This is a genomic window from Nocardioides marmorisolisilvae, from assembly GCF_031656915.1.
Taxonomy (GTDB): Bacteria; Actinomycetota; Actinomycetes; order Propionibacteriales; family Nocardioidaceae; genus Marmoricola; species Marmoricola terrisoli.
Genome location: NZ_CP134227.1, coordinates 3,843,547 through 3,860,520 on the forward strand (window position 1 = coordinate 3,843,547; position 16,974 = coordinate 3,860,520).

The window sequence follows — 16,974 nt, forward strand, 5'->3', positions numbered from 1 at the left end:
GCTGCGCTGGACCTCGATCCGGCCCGCGGTGGCGGCCGTACCCGGACTCGCGGCTCTTGCCGGGGGCACTCGCATCGGATCGGAGTTTTGCCGAAACCCCACCGTGCTCGCGACGCGGCTCTAGGCTGAAACGGACATCTCGGGAGGGAATGCGTTTCCTCCCAGAAGATTGCGTTGGTGCGGACGATGACCTCCTCGGGGAACCTCGGCGACGAGTTACCCCTGCTCGCGCGCGACGAGGAGTTCCGTGTGCTCCGGCGGGTGCTGGACCAGGGTCTGTCGGGTGCGCGGCGTCCCTACGGCGTGGTGATGGTGGCCGGCGCGGGAGTGGGCAAGAGCCGGCTGCTCCGTGAGGCGCTGCAGTACGCCGGGGCGCAGGGGGCTCCGACCGCGTTGGTGATCGGCACCGGCGCGGCCGCGTCGTCGCCGTACGGCGCGTTCGCACACCTGGCTACCGGCCTGCCCCCGGACGATCACGACGCTGCCTATGCGTGGTACCTGGCCCTGGCCGAGTCGCTGAGGGCAAGCGATGGCAGGCCCGCCGTGCTCGGTGTCGATGACGCCCATTTGCTCGACGACGGCAGCGCGGACCTGCTGTTGCACCTGACTGCGTCGGGTGCCGCAAACGTGCTGGTCACGGTGCGCCGTGGGGCCGATGCTCCCGACTCGATCACCACGTTGTGGAAGGACGAGTGGGCACTGCGCCTGGACCTGCAGACGTTCTCGCTGTCGGAGACCGAGAAGTTCATCGAGACCCAGGTGCATCAGGCGACAGGTGGCGAGATAGAGGCGCGGGCATGCATCCGCCTCGCCCAGATCAGCGGCGGGAACGCACTGTTCGCCCGCGAACTGGTCCTGAACGCGTTCGACAGTGGTTCACTGCGCCCCGTCGATGGCGTCTGGCGATGGGACGGCACGCTGGAGATCGCCCCGCGATTGGCCGATGCGGTCGCGCTTCGTCTCGGAGAGCTCGACGAGGGTGCACTGGACGCGCTCGCCTTGGTCGCGCTGGGGGAACCGATCGGTGTCCCGGTCGCCGTGCAGGTGGCCAGCGAGTCCGCGCTCACCGCACTCGAGCGGCGCGGGCTGGTCACGGTCGACGATGTCGGCGACGGACAGTGCCGGCTGGCCCATCCCCTTTACGGCGAGGTCGCACTCGACCGGGTCGGATCAGTCTGCCGTCGGCGTCTGCGCCGAGAGCTCGCCGACGTCCTCGCCCGAGACCCGCAACGCACCGAGCAGGATCTCGTGCGAGTGGCCAGGTGGCGGCTCGAGCTCGGCGAGCCGGTCGCCGCGGAGATGCTGGCCGGGGCAGCGCAGGTGGCCAACCGGTCCTTCGACCACCGGCTCGCCCGCCACCTGGCCCGTGCCGCGGTCGACTCAGGTGCCGGCCCGGCCGCCGCGGTCTCAATGGCCGAGGCAGCCAACGGCTGCCGCGAGTTCGACGAGGCCGAGCAGGTGCTGGCAGCGGCCGAGGAAGCGATCCTGCGCACCGAGGACGACCACGTGAAGCATGCGTACGTCGCCGTCCGTCTCACCGCGCTGCAGCGGGGACTCGGCCGGTTCGCCGACAGCCACGCGGTCCTCGACCGGTTCGAGCACATGCCGGCCGACGGGGAGGACACGGCCTCCCTCCGCCGCCGAGGGCTGACCGCCGCAGCGCACCGCAGCCAGTTGCTGCTCGACGAGGGCAGGCTGGCCGAGCTTCTCGTCATCACCGGGCCGGTACTCCGCGAACCGGACGCGGCCGGTCCGCTCGCAACCCTGACCGCACTCGCGAGCGAGGCCGAGGCGTACGCCTACCTCGGTGACACCGTCGTGGCCAGGAAGCGGCACGACCAGATGCTCGAGATGGCCCGCACGGGCTCCCCCGAGGTCAGGTCGGGCGGGTCGTGGGCGACCTCACTGCAGGTGCTCACCTTGATCGTCGAGGGTCGACTCGTCGAGGCGAACGCCCTGGCGACGCTGATGCGGGACTACACGGTGAACATCCCCGACCCGACGGTGCGTGCGCTCGCGGCTCTGGTGCTCGGTTCGGTGCAGCTGAAGGCCGGGGCAGTGGCGACGGCGCGGCGTACCCTCCTGGACGCGGTCAGCGGCTTCGGCGAGTCCGAGATCAGCGAGCAACCCGTCTGGGCGAGTGCACTGCTCGCCCAGGCCCAGGCCCTGCTCGGCAACACCGAGTCGGCGCGCGTCACACTGGACAAGGTCCACGATCTGCAGCGGCCCACACCCGTGTCGCGCACGGTGGCTGACGTCGTCACCGCACAGGCGCTGGTCGAGTTCGCCGAGGGCGACTCGTGCCGCGCCGTGCAGACAGCCCTGTCGGGCGCGGATGCGGTCGGAGAGCTCACGGTGCACCGCGCACGGCTGCTTCATCTGGCTGTCCGGGTCGGCGCCGCGGCCGGCTCGGTTCGTGTCGAGCTCGAACGACTCGCCGACCAGACGCCGTGTCGAGCCGTGCTCCGGCGAGCACGGCAGGTGACCGCACTGGCGACCGGAGACGGTCCGGGGCTCGCCCAGCTGGCGGAGGAGTACGCCGAGGCGGGCTCCCTCCTGCTGGCGGCCGAGTCCGCCGCCCAGGCCGCGCGCGTCCACGCCCATGCCGGAGCGCACACCCTGGCCGCGCGCCTCGCATCCCGCTCACAATCTCTGGCGAAGCGTTGCGAGGGTGCCCGAACCCTGACCATGCTGCCCAGGGACGACACGCGCCCGGCGCTCAGCCGCCGCGAGCATGACGTCGCCCGGCTCGCCGCCGACGGGCTGTCCAACACCGAGATCTCCGAGCGGCTGACACTATCGGTGCGCACTGTGGAGTCCCACCTGCATCACGCCTTCACCAAGCTCGGTGTCACCCGGCGCAGCCAGCTCGCCGGCAACTTGGCGCAGGACCCCGGACAAATCCAGTACTCGAGTACGGAAGCGCTCACGTCCTCCGGCTCCTAGCCTCTGGTCATGGAGCACGACCCCCTCATCGACCAGCTGCCCACCGCACTGGGGGTGGTGATTCGGCTCGCTGATGCGGGTTACTCGGATGACGTCATCGCCGACGCGCTCGACGTCCCCCTCAGCAGCGTGCCGACCCTGCGCGAGCTGGCCCGCGAGAAGCTGGCCCGCCTGACAGCCCCGGACGAGGGGCCGGAGGCTGAGAATTCAGTAGTCGACTACTGATGTGCTCCGAAGGGCCGCTCCCTAGCGTCACACCGTGGAGTCGTTGGCAGTCCTGACCGTGCCGCCGGGTCTTCCAGGCAGGCGCCCCCCGGGAGAAGGAGTACGACGATGAGCGACCAGGGGAGGAGCTCGGAGACGGTCGGGCGCTGGGCGTCCCCGCGGCGCGTGGCGGTCGCGGTCCTCATGCTGCTGGCGGCGCTGCTGGTGCCCCTGGGCGTGGCCGGCGGCGCGAGTGCGGTGGGCCGTAGTGCGGGGTCGGCGCTCGCGGCGCCATCCGGCACCCCCGCGGCGCGCACCGTCCTGACCGCCGGTGGCTTCCACACCTGCGCGCTGCACCCCGACGGCACCGCCCGATGCTGGGGCGACAACATCGACGGGCAGACCGACGTGCCGGCCGGGACGTTCACCGCCCTGACCGCCGGTGGCTACCACACGTGTGGGCTGCACCCCGACGGCACCGCCCAATGCTGGGGCTACAACTACTACAGGCAGGCCACCGCGCCAGGTGGGACGTTCACCGCCCTGACCGCCGGCCGCTCGCACACCTGCGGGCTGCACCCCGACGGCACCGCCCAATGCTGGGGCTTCGACGGCAGCGGGCAGACCGACGTGCCGGCCGGCGAAACGTTCACCGCCCTGACCGTCGGCAGCGATCACACCTGCGGGCTGCACCCCGACGGAACCGCCCAATGCTGGGGCTACAACACCTACGGGCAGGCCACCGCGCCGGCCGGGACGAGGTTCACCGTCCTGACCGCCGGCTACTACGACACCTGCGGGCTGCACCCCGACGGCACCGCCCAATGCTGGGGCGACAACTCCTCCGGGCAGGCCACCGTGCCGGCCGGAACGTTCACCGCCCTGACCGCCGGCTACACCCACACCTGCGGGCTGCACCCCGACGGCACCGCCCAATGCTGGGGCTCCAACACCTCTGGGCAGGCCACCGCGCCGGGTGGGACGTTCACCGCTCTGACCGCCGGCGAGCACCACACCTGTGGGCTGCACCCGGACGGCACCGTCCAATGCTGGGGCGCCAACACCTACGGGCAGCTCGGCGCGGCCCCTGCGAAGCCGTCTCCGGCACCGCCGGAAGCGGTGGTGGGCAGCGCCTACTCACACACCTTCACCAGTAGCACCGGCAAACCCACCGGCCGGTTCACGGTGAGCGCCGGCAGCCTGCCGGCCGGGCTGAGCCTGACCCCCGCCGGCGTACTGTCCGGGACCCCCACCACCGCGGGCAACTCCACGTTCACCGTCACCGCGGCCAACCTGATCGGCAGCACGAGCGCCGAGTTCACCCTCAACGCCAAGAACCCGACCACGCCGACCCCCCCGACCGCGGCACGCTCGGTCACCCTGCACCGCGACCACCGCACCGTGTCCTACGGGAACCCGGCCACGGTGTTCGGAGCGGTGAGCTCGACCGATCCCTCCTGCGCAGCCGGAGCAACGGTGCACATCGACCGGCGGATCTACGGCCAGACCCACATCACCCGCAACGTGCAGAGCACGACCACGAACACCAAGGGCACCTACACCGTGAGGTTCACCGCCCGACGCAGCGCCCACTACACCGCCCGACTCGGCCACACCACCGTCTGCCGGCAGGCGACCTCAACATCGGTCGCGGTACAGGTCCGCGCCCTGGTCCGCATCCGCGGACACCACCACGTCAATGCCCGCGACCGGGTAAGAATGTCGCTCCAAGCGATCCCCTGCGGCACCGACCACCAGCACGGCACCCTGATCCTGCAACGCCACACCCGCCACGGCTGGGCCAAGGTCGCCGCCAAAGCATCCAACAACCGGTGCGTGGCGATCTTCCACCAACGGCTAATACTACAGCCGCACTTAGGGAACAGCGCTGCGCCTGGCGTAGTGGCATCGTCGGGCGCGGGCTTGGTGGCGGCGTCGCCAGCGTGACCAGTCCAGGACGACGGTGGTGTCTGGCTGGCGCTGCCAGATCAGGGCAGCGAGGAGCCGTCTGACTTCGGGCACGGTGAGGGGGATCAGTTCCTCGACCGGCCGGAGGTCCCCCTTTTTCCGCCGCCGGCGGCGGTGTTGGTCTGGGCGGTGGTGATGGTCAAGAAGGCGTGCGCGAGCATCGCCAAGGTGATGTGCCGATACCAGGAGTCGTAGCGGCGTACCTGGTACTGGTCGAGGCCGACTTGGCCCTTGGCTGTTTGGAACGTCTCCTCGATCGCCCAGCGGGCACCGGCCACCCGGACCAGTTCACGCAATGGGGTGCGTTCGGGCCCGAAGCACAGGTAGTAGGCGACATCATCGGGGTCGGTCAGGCTGCGGCGGGCCAGCAACCAGTAGCTGGGGCTGTCCTCCAGGGGGCGGATCGGCGCCCGGGCCCAGTGATACAGGCGCGGACCCTTGGCGCCGCGCCCGGCGGAGATCTTCTTCCACGCCTGGGCGGGAAGCATCGCGGCCAGCGCATCGGCGCGCAGTTCACGCACTTTCGGTCCGTCACCGTCGTCGACGGCGGCGATGACGCGCTGGTTCACCGGAACCGCCATCACGTAAGGCATCTGACGTTCTTCAAGCATCGCGCGCAATCGGTAGTGCTGGCCATAGACCTCATCGCCGGTGACCCACCCAGCCGGCACCCCGGCGTCGATCGCGCGCCCGATCATCCGCATCGCCAGCTCCGGCTTGGTCGCGAACTCCACCTCGTCCCCGATATGCGCCTCAGCGCGTCGGGCAGCATCCTCGGCCCAGGCCTTGGGCAGGTAGAGCTCACGGTCCAAGAACGTCCGTGCGGATCCCTGGCCAGGACCAGTGGCATAGCCGAGGAAGACGCCGATCTGGCAGTTCTCGATTCGTCCCGCAGTGCCGGAGTACATCCGCGCCACCCCCGCGGACTTCGTGCCCTTCTTCAAGAAGCCAGTCTCATCAACCACCAGCACCCCAGCAGGGTCGCCAGGCGCAGGGGCGAGGTGCTCGACCACGTAGTCACGCACATCGTCGCGCACCGCGTCGGCGTCCCAATCGGCATAGGCCAACAATCGCTGCATCCCGTCGGGGATCGCCTCACCTGCAGACTCGGCCAGCGTCCAGGAGTTCTTCTTCTCCAACGGCGCCAACAACCCCCGCACATAGGCCAACACCCGCTCACGCGGCTCCGAGCGCGCGAACCGCGGCGCGATCCGGGCATGCACCTCCGCAAGCCCCGCCGCCCACTCCTCGACCTCAGACACACAAACCTCACCAGTCACACCAGCAACATGCCGGCGAACACCAGTCTCACACAGGCGACACACCGATCACGGCCAAAATAAGTGCGGCTGTAGTACTAAGGCACACCACCCTCTTCCGCGGGATCTGGCCCAAGCAGGACCTCGATCACCTGGGCGGTCACAGCCGCACCTTCCGAGTCAGGGCGTAAGACACCCCACTGGCTCACCGAGGACAGCCACCCCGACGAGGTCGTGGCCGACGCGCTCGCCGTCCCCCTTACGGCGCCGCGAATCCGTCCTTCACCGCCACCACCAGCGGGTTTGTCAACGGCGACGCCGCTGCGACGGCGTACACCGGCTCTCCGGCGCTCAGCACAAGCGCGACCACCACGTCAGACATCGGTGGGTGTCCGATCACGACCGCTGCCGGGACGCTCGCCTCGACGAACTACACGTTCACGTTCGTGCCCGGCGCCCTGGCCATCACCAAGGCCACTACCTCGATGAGTCCCCGGGCGGTGCTGGTCACCCTCAGCCCAGGTGGGCCGCTCGTCCGCTTCGGCACCCTCACCACCACGCTGACCTACGGCACTCCAGCGGAAGGCCGCGGTCGGCGAGACGATCGTGTTCAGTGCGCATAGGGCGACCCTGTGCACGGCGACCACGAACGCCCACGACACGGCAACCTGCCGGATCACCGCCCCGCAAGAAGCTCTGGTCGCCCTCGATCTCGGCTACACCGCCACCTTCATCGGGACCCGGAACCTCGACAAGGCCAGCGGTAGCGGACACCTCATCAAGCTCGCACATCGGCGCGTACCAAATTCGCCGGTGCCCATCGACTTGTGGCCACCGCTGCCGGGCGTGGTGGCTCAGTCGACAGGCCCGAGAATTACTAGCAGTGCGCGGTCGAGCCGAACAAGTTCGGCCACAAGCTGACCCACCTGACCCGACCGGACGATCGCCGGATGCTGAGAATTCAGTAGCCGACTACTGATGTGCTCCGAAGGGCCGATCCCTAGCCTCACGATTAACGCCCATCGGAGCGCACATCATTAGTCGACGAAGGTAGGGAAATGCTATGTTAAGGGAAAAGAAGGTGCGCGGAAAGCGACTGTTCGCCGTCGCCGCGGCGCTCGTCACAGCCGGCGCATTCGCGGGAATCGGTACGGCTGCGGCCGCGGGAGTGGTGACGCTTCCATTCTCCGGTGACGGCAACACGATCAACGGCTGCTACTCGCCCGGCGGTCAGTTGAAGGTACTTACAGCGGACCAAACGACCTGTCCGCACGGAATGACACCGATTCACTGGAACGTCACCGGCCCGCAGGGTCCCAAGGGCGCTACCGGCGCAACCGGAGCAACCGGCCCGCAGGGCCCCAAGGGCGCTACCGGCGCCACCGGAGCAACCGGCCCGCAGGGCCCCAAGGGAGACACCGGCGCGCAGGGTCCCAAGGGAGATACTGGCGCGACCGGGCCTGCTGGGACCAACGTTGCCGCAGGGCAATTCTGCCCGTCGGGCCAGTTCGTGACCGGGTTCACTGCTCAACATCGCGCCACTCCAGGTGGGAAGATCGTCTGCGCTGCTCCAACCAGCACGCCACCGCCCTCGGCTTGCCCGGCAAATAGCAAGCTGACGTTCACGGTCCAGGGCGGCCCCGCCGGAACCACGGCGGGACTGCAGAAGTGGCCGGGTGGAACGCAAACCCTGGCCGTCACGGGGCACCCGAACTGCACCGTCACCGTGCTCAGCCCCAAGGGCATCATCAACAATGCCCCAGGCATCAACGGCTGGAGCATCCAATCCTGGACGGGCTTCACATCGGCCTCAGGATTGGTGACACTACCGATCTGCGGTGCCTCATCCGCTTTGCATACCAAGAACTCAGCCAGTATCTCTGGGACCTACCCGGTGTGTGCCAACGCATTGGACGTGAATACGTCGTTCGATACGTACATCGTCACCGCGTCATAGGGCTCACGTGAGCAGCCGGGGGGATTTGCGGCCCCCGGCTGCTCGCTTGGGACTCGCCCCTATCGGCAAGGAGGTACTCAGGGAACGGCCCCTCTCTGAGCCCAGATTGTGCAACGACTCCTTATCGGCCGCCCACCCTTCACTTCCGCTCGGCCCAACCTCGTCATCCCCGACTCTCGATGGCGACCTATAGTCGCGGGACATCTCTCAGATACCTGCCTCCCTGCGATCTCAGGTATTCCCTTCCCGAGCGGCACGCACGCTATTGTTTTAGGTATATCGGCTTGCTCTTCGGGGCCGCGCCATCGTGCATTCAAGGGGAATTGTTGGTCATTATTGGTGGTTGATGGGAAATGTAAGACGGGATGAAGGTCTACTGCGGCAGTCCGACCGCGGGGCGGGTGTGTGTGGAGGCGGATCGGGCGCGTGCCGATGCACTGCCTCGCCGAGGGCACGGGACTGGCGGACCGTTAGGTCCCCCACCGGCCAGCTCACTGGGGAACGTGCGGGGGGAACCACCCGGACGTTGCGGCTTTCGGATGGCGCCCCTGGCAGTGTCCTGGCTCAGGACATCCCGGAGCCATGTCTCAAGACATCGCGGAGTGATGTCGCGAGTCATCCCGGACTGAGCGTCGGTCCGGTCCCAGCGTCCGGGCATGACACTGAACCGATTGCTGATCACCTCCGTGGTGGTCGAGAACCGACCCGTCCGCGAGGTCGCCGCCCAGTACGGCGTCTCTGAGTCCTGGCTCTTCGAGCTCCTCGCCCGCTACAAGACCGAGGGCGACTCAGCCTTCGAACCACGCTCCAGGCGCCCTCACAGCGTCCCGACCACAATCCCCACTGAGGCCGTCGAGCTGATCCTCGAGCTGCGCGAGAAACTGACCGCGACCGGGCTGGACGCCGGTCCCGACACCATCAAGTGGCACCTCGAGCACCACCACTCGACCGTGGTGTCACGGGCGACAATCTCGCGCTATCTGGCCAAGCACGGCCTGGTCACCCCGGAGCCGAAGAAGAAGCCGAAGTCGTCCTACATCCGCTTCGCCGCCGAGATGCCCAACGAAACCTGGCAGTCCGACTTCCAATGCCGACGTCGGCATTGCATGTCCTATGCCGACCTCCGAACTATGCCGACACTGCTGAAGATCGTGCAGGTCAGTGACGTGCAGTGGAACTGGAAGGTCGGCATAGTTCCGTCGTCGTGATCACGCTTCAGACACACGAAGTGTCTGGAGGTGAGGTTCGTGACGAAGAGATCGGCAACGGCCCGGCCGTATCCGGTTCGGATCCAGCGGGTGCCGGTGGGCCCGCTGGCACCGAGGGTGTTGGACGAATGTCGGCAGTGGTTCGCGGCGAAGGGGTACTCGCCGGGCTCGGCGGCCGCAGCTGTGAATCTGGCGCAGCGGCTGAGCGCTTGGATGGAAGAGGCTGGCGCTGACATCGAGGAGATCGACGAGGACCTACTCGGTCGGTTCGTGACAGCGGAGCGTTCCCGCGAACGGCCGTGCTCCTCGGTGAAGCCCTGGATCGGTGCGCTCCGCCGATTCCTGACAGATTCCGGCTACTTGCAGGCGGCCGAGGTCAACGAAGACCGGTTCACACCGACTCAGGTTGCGGTGGTGCAGTGGTGCGCGTGGATGCGGGTCCAGCTGGGGCTGACCGAGAAGTCCGTCGTTCGGTATCGCTACTACGCAGCCGGCCTTCTGGACCAGGTGACGGCGGCCGACGGCTCGGTGTGCTGGGACCGGCTCAACGCGACGGTGATCAACGCGTACGTCGCTGACCGTGGCCGTGGCTACGGTGTTGCCGCCAAGGCTCACGTGGTGGGCTCGGTCCGTTGTCTGCTGCGGTGGGCGCTGAGCACCGGTCGCCTGGACCGCGACCTGAGCGCCGGGATCCTCAAGCCGCCCGGGACCAAACGATCCCTCCCGCGGGGAGTGACCGCCGACCAGGTCGCGGCGTTACTCGCCGTTTGCGACCCGACCACGGCGATCGGGGCACGAGACCGGGCCCTGGTGTTGATGCTGGTCCGGCTCGGCCTGCGGGCTGGTGAGGCCGCCCGTCTGATGCTCGACGACATCGACTGGGCCAACGGCCAGGTCAGGGTCACCGGGAAGGGCCGCGAGCACGTGCTGCCGCTACCCGTCGATGTGGGGCAGGCGTTGGAAGCCTGGCTGCGAGTCCGACCTGAGGCGCTGGATCGGGCTGTGTTCGTGCGCACCATGGCACCGCGTCAGATGATGACGACCTCGGGAACATCAGGGGTCATCGCCCGCCTGTCGAGCATGGCTGGCATCGACCCGATCCACGCGCACCGGCTGCGCCACACCGCCGCGATGGACGTGCTGGCCGCGGGCGGCTCGCTGAGTGAAGCCAAGGAACTGCTGGGCCACGTCTACACCGTCACCACGATGACCTACGCCAAGGTCGACCTTGCCTCGCTACGCGAGCTGGTCGTCCCGTTCGGGAAGGTGCCGCGATGACCGCCCCCGGGGAGACGTCGGTGTCGGCGTCGGCGTCGACAACCACAACGTTGCGTGATCGGCTCGATGAGTATCTGGTGCTGCGGCGGGCGTTGGGGTTCCAACTCAACGACGTCGAGCGACAGGTCGGCGGGTTCTGCACCTGGCTCGAAGCCCGCGGCCAGACGACGACTTTCACCATTGATGAGGCCGTGACCTGGGCCCGGCTCAACCCTGACGCGCACCCCTCGTGGTGGGCGACCCGTCTGTCGTTGGTGCGGCGCTTCGCCGGCTACCTGAACGCGAACGATGTCGACGTCCCGGTCATCCCGCGCGGGCTGTTGCCGGCACGGAAGCCCCGAGCGGTGCCCTTCATCTACAGCCAAGACGACCTCGACGCGCTGCTGGCCGCCTGCGACCGAGTGTTCAGCGACGAGCGGATCGCCGCGACGATGCGCACCGCCATCGGGGTGCTTGCCGCGACCGGGCTGCGGATCGGGGAAGCATTGAAGTTGCGCGTGGGCGACATCGACCACGTCAACCACCTGTTGGTCATCAAAGCCGCGAAGTCTGCTGAGCGGCTCGTCCCGATCCACCCCACGACGACGGCCGCGCTGATGGACTACATCGCGTTGCCAGCCCGCGCGGCGAGCAACCCCGACCCCGATGGTCCGGTCTTCGTGACGGCCAACGGGACCGGATACGCCTACGTGACCTTCCTGTCCAGGTTCAAACGAGTCCGAGAAGCAGCCGGACTGCTTCCGCGCGGCCGAGCACGTCCGCGTCTGCACGATCTACGACACACCTTCGCGACCGCGCACATGAGCGCGGCCTACGCCCACGACGGTGACCCCGACCGAGTGCTGTCGCTGCTCGCGACCTGGCTCGGGCACTCCGACGCCACCCACACCTACTGGTACCTGAGCGCGACCGGCGAGCTCATGGCCCTGGCCGCAGGCCGCCTTGAACTCAACGCCGGCACCACGCAAGGAGAACCCTCATGAACACCCTGGCCGCCAGCTTGCAGACCTACTTCACCACCTTCGCCCACAGCCAACGGGACCTGTCGAGTCACACGATCGGCTCCTACCGCGACACGTGGCGGATGCTGATCAAGTACCTGACCGCGACACTCGGGGTCAGCATCGACGCGGTCGACTTCGACGCCGTCACCGCGACGAACATCACTAGGTTCCTGGACTACCTCGAACACGAACGCGGCAACAGCACCAAGACCCGCAACGTCCGCCTGACCGCGATCCGCGCCGTGCTCAGCCGGGCACTGCCCGACCACCCCGAACACGCAGCAACGATCACTCAGGTCCTCGCGATCCCGCCCAAACGCACGACCAGACCGGTCATCGAGTTCCTCACCCCCGACGAGGTCGTCGCGCTCCTCGCCGCGCCCGACACGACGACCCGGACCGGGCGACGAGACCACGCACTCCTGGCCATGACCGTGCAGACCGGACTTCGCATCAGCGAGGTCTGCTCACTCACCATCGACGACGTCCACCTCGGCACCGGCCCACACGTCACCTGCACCGGCAAAGGACGGCGCCAACGCATCACGCCCCTGACCGGCGCAACGCTAAACGTGATGACGGACTACCTGACAGAGCGATCCGCCCGGCCCGGGACCGCACTGTTCAGCGGCCCTCACGGCCTGTCCCTGTCCCGCGACGCACTCGAGCATCGCCTTGCCACCCACGTCGCGGCCGCAGCCCGCGCCTGTCCCAGCCTGACCGGGAAACACGTCACGATGCACACCCTGCGACACACCGCAGCGATGAACCTGCTCGCCGCCGGAGTCGACGTCGCCGTCATCGCGCTGTGGCTCGGGCACGCCGACACCCACAGCACCGACGCCTACCTCCACGCCGACATGGCCATCAAGCAAGCAGCCCTCGACCGAACCCGACCACCCGAGGTGAAGCCCGGGACCTACCGCCCCGCGCCCGACATCCTCACCTGGCTCACCGCACTTTGACTATGCCGACCATGCCGCATCGAAGGCCGCACCGGCAAAGACCATCCTGAGGAACATCGGCATAGTTCGGAGGTCGGCATAGGACTTCACACACTTCCGCCTGGTCCGACCCGACGGCCGGCTAGGCGCCGACACCGAGATCCTGACCTGGCTCGACGACTGCTCCCGCTACGCCCTCTCGGTCACCGCTCACGTCCGGGTCACCGGGCCGATCGTGCTTAGGACATTCCGTGAAACCGTTGCAGAGCACGGGATCCCGGCCTCCACGCTGACCGACAACGGGATGGTCTTCACCACCCGCCTCTCCGGCGGCAAAGGCGGCCGCAACCACCTGGAGACCGAGCTACGCCGCCTCGGGATCATCCAGAAGAACGGCAAGCCGAACCATCCACAGACCCAGGGCAAGGTCGAACGCTTCCAGCAGACGATGAAGAAGTGGCTGCGCAGCCAACCCGAACAGCCGGCCACGATCGACGACCTCCAAGCTCTGATCGACGCGTTCGTCGAGGAATACAACCACCACCGTCCCCACCGGTCGCTGCCACACCGAGCCACTCCTGCGACGGCCTACACAGCCCGGCCCAAGGCCACCGTGGGTGACCGCAGCGACGACACCCACGACCGCGTCCGCGAGGACCGGGTCGACAAGTCCGGCAAGGTGACGCTGCGCTACGGCGGCCAGCTCTACTCCATCGGCGTCGGCCGAACCCACGCCCGAACCCGCGTCATCCTCCTCGTCTCCGACCTCGACATCCGCATCGTCGACGCTGCCACCGGCGAACTCCTCCGCGAGCTGACCCTCGACACATCCACGCGCTACCAAGGAACCGGACGCCCACCCGGACCGCGACGCTGAAACGAAGGAGGGCCGAACCCACGACTATTGGGTTCGGCCCTCCGGGATGTCTTGAGACATCACATGGCGCCCCTGGCAGGATTCGAACCTGCGCTCCCGCCTCCGGAGGGCGGTGCTCTATCCCCTGAGCTACAGGGGCCAACGTGTGGCCTTGGTGCGTGCAGAGGCTACCCCAGCGGCCGGCTCCGCACGAATCGCGGGGTGGGCGAGTCAGTGCCCGGGGGGGTATGTCGGGCATGGCACCCCCGGGAGCGGGAACGAGCCCGTGTGGGAACCGACCTGACAGCCGACCCGGACGCCTTCCTCCTGGTCCGGGAGCAGCACGAGCAACTGCGCGACCTGCTCGACCAGCTGGCCCGGCAACCTCGGGTCACCGAGCGCATCGAGGCCGGGCAGTTACGCCGTCGCGGGGAGCTCCTCGACCTGATCGGGCACAGTTTCGTCGCCCAGGACACCGCCCGGCACCGCTGGCTCTGGGGCCCGGTGACGGCGGGCTGGACCGATGGACCACCGATCCGCAAGGACCTGCGGCGGCGGAGTCGACGGATCGCGTACCTCCTGGTCAAACTGGATTGGTTCGGTGATCGTGACTCCGAGGTCGATGACGTGGTCGACGAGCTGGACGACGAGATCCGAGCACTGCTGGGCTACGAGACGGAGCTGCTCGGTCGCCACCAGCGCGAACCCACCGCGGATCTTGGCGCGATCGGGCGGCGGATGGCTCGTGGTGGGCTGCTGCCCACTCGTCCGCACCCGGACATGCCCGGTTGGCCGGGACTCGCCAGACTGCTGCAGCTCCCGCTTGCCGTCCGCGACCGGATAGCGGACCTGGTGACCCGGCCGCCGACGGGCTCGTGAGGGTCCGGGTTCGTCGCAGGCTCCTTGGGGTACGCCGCCCCCATGGGTCGAGCACCGAATGCCCTGAAGGGGGCCGTGGAGCTGGTCTGCTGGTGGGGTGTCGCCACCGGGGTCTGGCTGCTCACCCTGTCATCGGTGAACGTCCAGGACCTGGTGCTCGCGATCGTGTGCGCGTTGCCGTGCGCGGCTGTCGCCGGCGTGACCCGCAGGGCACTCGGCGGGTCATGGCGGCTGCGGCCGGGCTGGCTGCGTTGGATCGGCCCCCTGATGGTGTCCGCCGTGGCCGACTTCGGTGCGGTGCTTGCCGCGGCCGCGTCGTCGCTGGCGGGCCGTCCCGTGACCGGTCGGCTGGAGGTGGTACCTCTTGACGAGCCGGGCGGCAGGACGGCAGCCGGGCACGAGGCCCTCGCCACGCTGGTGCTTTCGGCCACACCGGGCAGTCTGGTCGCGGATGCGGACCCTGAAGAGAACCACTTGGTCGTCCACTCGCTCGGCTCGGTCGGCCCGCTGCAGAAGGCGGTACGCCGATGACGCCGTGGCTGTGGGGTTGCCTGGTCCTGGTCGGGGTGCCGTTCCCGGTGGCGCTCTGGGTAGGTGCTCGGGGCAGCCCGGTCGACCGGCTCGTCGGTCTTGAGCTGGCCGGCGTGACCACCACGCTGGCGCTGCTCGCGTTCGCGCACGCCGTAGGCCAGTCGTCCTACCTGATCCTGCCGTTGGTCACGGCGCTGTTGTCCTTCGCCGGATCGCTGGTCTTCACGCGGCTGCTCGCGCCGCGGTCCTGAGACGGGAGGTCTCGTGCACGCCCTTGCCGTCGTCCTGTTCGCCGCCGGGGTAGCGGTGGTCGTGGTGAGCGCCGTCGCGGTGCTGGCCTTCCGCGAGGCGCTCGACCGTCTCCACCTGCTCACTCCGACCACGACGTTGGGTGCGCCGCTGGTCGGGCTGGGACTCGCTCTGGACGGGGGCTGGACGCTGCCTGACGCGGCGATCCTCTTCAGCTGTCTGGTCCTCGCCCTGACCGGCCCCGTGATCGCCGCCGCGACCACCAGGACGATCGTCCAGCGACGCGGCTCGGTCCAGCCGGAGTCGCCGCAGTGACCGCGCTCATCGTGATGGTGCTGACCATCGTGGCCGCGGCCGGCACCGCGGTGGTGTTCACCGACGCCCCCGAGCGGCAGGCGGTGACGCTGTCCGGCTTCGGGCTCGCCCTGGTGCTGGCCTTCGTCGTCCTCGAGGCGCCGGACGTGGCACTCTCCGAGCTCGGCGTCGGGACGGTGATCGTCCCGTTGATGGTGCTGCTCGCGATCCGCACCATGCGCAAGGACCGACGTGCGGACCTGGGCAGCAAGTCCGCCACGGACGGCGAGGGTGAGGACCGGTGAACCGGCGGGCGCGGCTGGTGCTCTTCCTGCTGGGCGGCGCAGGCGTGGCGGTGATGTTCGTGGCTGCGGTTGTGGCGATCCCGCCGTTCGGGCACAGCAGCCATCCGAACCGTGATCTCGCCGTTCCAGCGGCGACCGCGCGCCAGGCCGCCAACGTGATCTCCAGTGTCAACTTCGACCAGCGTGCGATGGACACGCTGGGCGAGGAGACCATCCTGATCGCCTCGGTGGTCGGCGCGGTTGTGCTCCTCCGACCGGGCGACGACGAGACCGAACGGCACGTGCCGGACACCGGTCGCACGCTCCAAGGGACCCGCCTCCTGGGCTACCTGCTGCTGCCGGTGACGCTCGTGGTGGGCCTCGACGTCGTATGGCACGGGCATCTCACACCGGGTGGCGGGTTCCAGGGCGGCGTGGTGCTCGCCACCGGTCTGCACCTGCTCTACATCACCGGGGACTATTCGGCGCTGGAACGGCTGCGGCCGGTGACCGCCTTCGACGTCAGCGAGGCCTTCGGCGCGGCGGTGTTCGCCGCCACCGGGCTCGCCGGGATGGCCATCAGCGGCTCGTTCCTCGCCAACTTCATCGCGCTGGGGAAGCTGGGCCAGCTGATGTCGTCGGGCACGGTCCCGTTGCTGAACGCCGCCGTGGGCCTGGAGGTGTTCGGCTCGATGGTGGTGCTCCTCGCCGGGTTCTTCGAGCAGGACGTGACGGTGACCCCGAGTGCGTCGGGGGTGCGGCGGTGAGCATCTTCGCCTATCTCGTCGCCGGCTACCTGGTCCTGGTCGGCAGCTACGGCATCGTCCGGTCCCGGCACATGGTGCACGCGGTGGTCTCGCTGTCCGTGGCGCAGGCAGGGACCTACGTGTTGCTGCTGGCTGTCGGCTTCCAGACCGGAGCGAGTGCTCCCGTCTTCGGCTCGACCACCAAGCCCAACAAGAACGTGGCCGACCCGGTCGTGCAGGCGATGTGCCTGACCGACATCGTGGTCTCTGCGACCGTGACCGCCCTGCTCCTGGCGCTCGCGATCCAGGTCAACAAGCGGCAGGGCACGGTCGATCCCGACGAGCTCACCGCCTTGCGGGGCTGAGC

General features: G+C 68.6%; 18 protein-coding genes and 1 tRNA gene. 17 read left to right on the plus strand and 2 right to left on the minus strand.

Annotated elements, in window-relative coordinates; translation table 11 throughout:
- The first annotated feature begins 186 nt into the window (after positions 1 to 186).
- The 3 genes from Q9R13_RS18420 (at position 187) to Q9R13_RS18430 (ending at position 5,097) form a co-directional block, all read left to right on the plus strand.
- Positions 187 to 2,946 (plus strand): helix-turn-helix transcriptional regulator, encoded by a 2,760-nt coding sequence (locus tag Q9R13_RS18420; RefSeq protein ID WP_310965120.1) that lies wholly within the window; start codon positions 187 to 189, stop codon positions 2,944 to 2,946.
- 9 nt (positions 2,947 to 2,955) lie between these two features.
- A complete protein-coding gene (locus Q9R13_RS18425) occupies positions 2,956 to 3,171 on the plus strand; it encodes a hypothetical protein (RefSeq protein WP_310962630.1) in 216 nt (71 codons plus the stop codon).
- Positions 3,172 to 3,279: 108 nt separating this feature from the next.
- Positions 3,280 to 5,097, plus strand: a complete 1,818-nt coding sequence (locus Q9R13_RS18430) for a putative Ig domain-containing protein (RefSeq protein ID WP_310962631.1) — start codon at positions 3,280 to 3,282, stop codon at positions 5,095 to 5,097.
- Positions 5,098 to 5,183: 86 nt separating this feature from the next.
- Here Q9R13_RS18430 and Q9R13_RS18435 read toward each other — a convergent pair whose 3' ends face one another.
- A complete protein-coding gene (locus Q9R13_RS18435) occupies positions 5,184 to 6,380 on the minus strand; it encodes an IS701 family transposase (protein WP_397217824.1) in 1,197 nt (398 codons plus the stop codon).
- Between the two features lie 197 nt (positions 6,381 to 6,577).
- Here Q9R13_RS18435 and Q9R13_RS20320 point away from each other — a divergent pair, with 197 nt between their 5' ends.
- The 7 genes from Q9R13_RS20320 to Q9R13_RS18470 all read left to right on the plus strand — a co-directional run bounded on the left by Q9R13_RS20320 (position 6,578) and on the right by Q9R13_RS18470 (position 13,645).
- Entirely contained in the window at positions 6,578 to 7,000 is a 423-nt protein-coding gene (locus Q9R13_RS20320; RefSeq protein ID WP_397219467.1) for an MBG domain-containing protein, read from the plus strand.
- Between the two features lie 440 nt (positions 7,001 to 7,440).
- Entirely contained in the window at positions 7,441 to 8,334 is an 894-nt protein-coding gene (locus Q9R13_RS18445; protein ID WP_310962633.1) for a hypothetical protein, read from the plus strand.
- 656 nt (positions 8,335 to 8,990) lie between these two features.
- Complete coding sequence (locus tag Q9R13_RS18450) at positions 8,991 to 9,542, plus strand: helix-turn-helix domain-containing protein (RefSeq protein WP_310962634.1); 552 nt, start codon at positions 8,991 to 8,993, stop codon at positions 9,540 to 9,542.
- Between the two features lie 39 nt (positions 9,543 to 9,581).
- A complete protein-coding gene (locus Q9R13_RS18455) occupies positions 9,582 to 10,820 on the plus strand; it encodes a tyrosine-type recombinase/integrase (RefSeq protein WP_310961615.1) in 1,239 nt (412 codons plus the stop codon).
- Positions 10,817 to 11,803, plus strand: a complete 987-nt coding sequence (locus Q9R13_RS18460) for a tyrosine-type recombinase/integrase (RefSeq protein WP_310961616.1) — start codon at positions 10,817 to 10,819, stop codon at positions 11,801 to 11,803. The genes Q9R13_RS18455 and Q9R13_RS18460 overlap by 4 nt, the downstream gene beginning before the upstream one ends.
- Positions 11,800 to 12,789: a tyrosine-type recombinase/integrase gene (locus Q9R13_RS18465; protein WP_310961617.1), complete on the plus strand. Its 990-nt coding sequence runs from the start codon at positions 11,800 to 11,802 to the stop codon at positions 12,787 to 12,789. The genes Q9R13_RS18460 and Q9R13_RS18465 overlap by 4 nt, the downstream gene beginning before the upstream one ends.
- A 214-nt stretch (positions 12,790 to 13,003) precedes the next feature.
- Entirely contained in the window at positions 13,004 to 13,645 is a 642-nt protein-coding gene (locus Q9R13_RS18470) for an integrase core domain-containing protein (RefSeq protein ID WP_310961614.1), read from the plus strand.
- Positions 13,646 to 13,709: 64 nt separating this feature from the next.
- Here Q9R13_RS18470 and Q9R13_RS18475 read toward each other — a convergent pair.
- A tRNA-Arg gene (locus Q9R13_RS18475) sits at positions 13,710 to 13,784 on the minus strand.
- Positions 13,785 to 13,912: 128 nt separating this feature from the next.
- Here Q9R13_RS18475 and Q9R13_RS18480 point away from each other — a divergent pair.
- Genes Q9R13_RS18480 through Q9R13_RS18510 form a run of 7 tightly spaced genes read left to right on the plus strand, consistent with a single transcriptional unit; the run spans position 13,913 to position 16,972 of the window.
- On the plus strand, positions 13,913 to 14,503 hold the full coding sequence (locus Q9R13_RS18480; RefSeq protein WP_310962635.1) for a hypothetical protein: 591 nt from the start codon (positions 13,913 to 13,915) through the stop codon (positions 14,501 to 14,503).
- A 42-nt stretch (positions 14,504 to 14,545) separates the two neighbouring features.
- Positions 14,546 to 15,034, plus strand: coding sequence for a Na+/H+ antiporter subunit E (locus tag Q9R13_RS18485; RefSeq protein WP_310962636.1), 489 nt, complete (start codon positions 14,546 to 14,548; stop codon positions 15,032 to 15,034).
- Positions 15,031 to 15,285, plus strand: a complete 255-nt coding sequence (locus Q9R13_RS18490; protein WP_310962637.1) for an MrpF/PhaF family protein — start codon at positions 15,031 to 15,033, stop codon at positions 15,283 to 15,285. Before Q9R13_RS18485 ends, Q9R13_RS18490 begins: the two co-directional genes overlap by 4 nt.
- Before the next feature lie 13 nt (positions 15,286 to 15,298).
- Entirely contained in the window at positions 15,299 to 15,598 is a 300-nt protein-coding gene (locus Q9R13_RS18495) for a monovalent cation/H(+) antiporter subunit G (protein ID WP_310962638.1), read from the plus strand.
- On the plus strand, positions 15,595 to 15,882 hold the full coding sequence (locus Q9R13_RS18500) for a Na(+)/H(+) antiporter subunit B (protein ID WP_310962639.1): 288 nt from the start codon (positions 15,595 to 15,597) through the stop codon (positions 15,880 to 15,882). Before Q9R13_RS18495 ends, Q9R13_RS18500 begins: the two co-directional genes overlap by 4 nt.
- Complete coding sequence (locus Q9R13_RS18505) at positions 15,879 to 16,628, plus strand: MnhB domain-containing protein (protein ID WP_310962640.1); 750 nt, start codon at positions 15,879 to 15,881, stop codon at positions 16,626 to 16,628. Before Q9R13_RS18500 ends, Q9R13_RS18505 begins: the two co-directional genes overlap by 4 nt.
- Complete coding sequence (locus Q9R13_RS18510; protein WP_310962641.1) at positions 16,625 to 16,972, plus strand: sodium:proton antiporter; 348 nt, start codon at positions 16,625 to 16,627, stop codon at positions 16,970 to 16,972. Before Q9R13_RS18505 ends, Q9R13_RS18510 begins: the two co-directional genes overlap by 4 nt.
- The last annotated feature ends 2 nt before the right edge of the window (positions 16,973 to 16,974 follow it).

Bases quoted from the DNA above. Each gene is read 5' to 3' on its own strand.
- Q9R13_RS18420 (WP_310965120.1), top strand. From the start codon at position 187: ATGACCTCCTCGGGGAACCTCGGCGACGAGTTACCCCTGCTCGCGCGC.
- Q9R13_RS18425 (WP_310962630.1), top strand. From the start codon at position 2,956: ATGGAGCACGACCCCCTCATCGACCAGCTGCCCACCGCACTGGGGGTG.
- Q9R13_RS18430 (WP_310962631.1), top strand. From the start codon at position 3,280: ATGAGCGACCAGGGGAGGAGCTCGGAGACGGTCGGGCGCTGGGCGTCC.
- Q9R13_RS18445 (WP_310962633.1), top strand. From the start codon at position 7,441: ATGTTAAGGGAAAAGAAGGTGCGCGGAAAGCGACTGTTCGCCGTCGCC.
- Q9R13_RS18450 (WP_310962634.1), top strand. From the start codon at position 8,991: ATGACACTGAACCGATTGCTGATCACCTCCGTGGTGGTCGAGAACCGA.
- Q9R13_RS18460 (WP_310961616.1), top strand. From the start codon at position 10,817: ATGACCGCCCCCGGGGAGACGTCGGTGTCGGCGTCGGCGTCGACAACC.
- Q9R13_RS18465 (WP_310961617.1), top strand. From the start codon at position 11,800: ATGAACACCCTGGCCGCCAGCTTGCAGACCTACTTCACCACCTTCGCC.
- Q9R13_RS18485 (WP_310962636.1), top strand. From the start codon at position 14,546: ATGGGTCGAGCACCGAATGCCCTGAAGGGGGCCGTGGAGCTGGTCTGC.
- Q9R13_RS18490 (WP_310962637.1), top strand. From the start codon at position 15,031: ATGACGCCGTGGCTGTGGGGTTGCCTGGTCCTGGTCGGGGTGCCGTTC.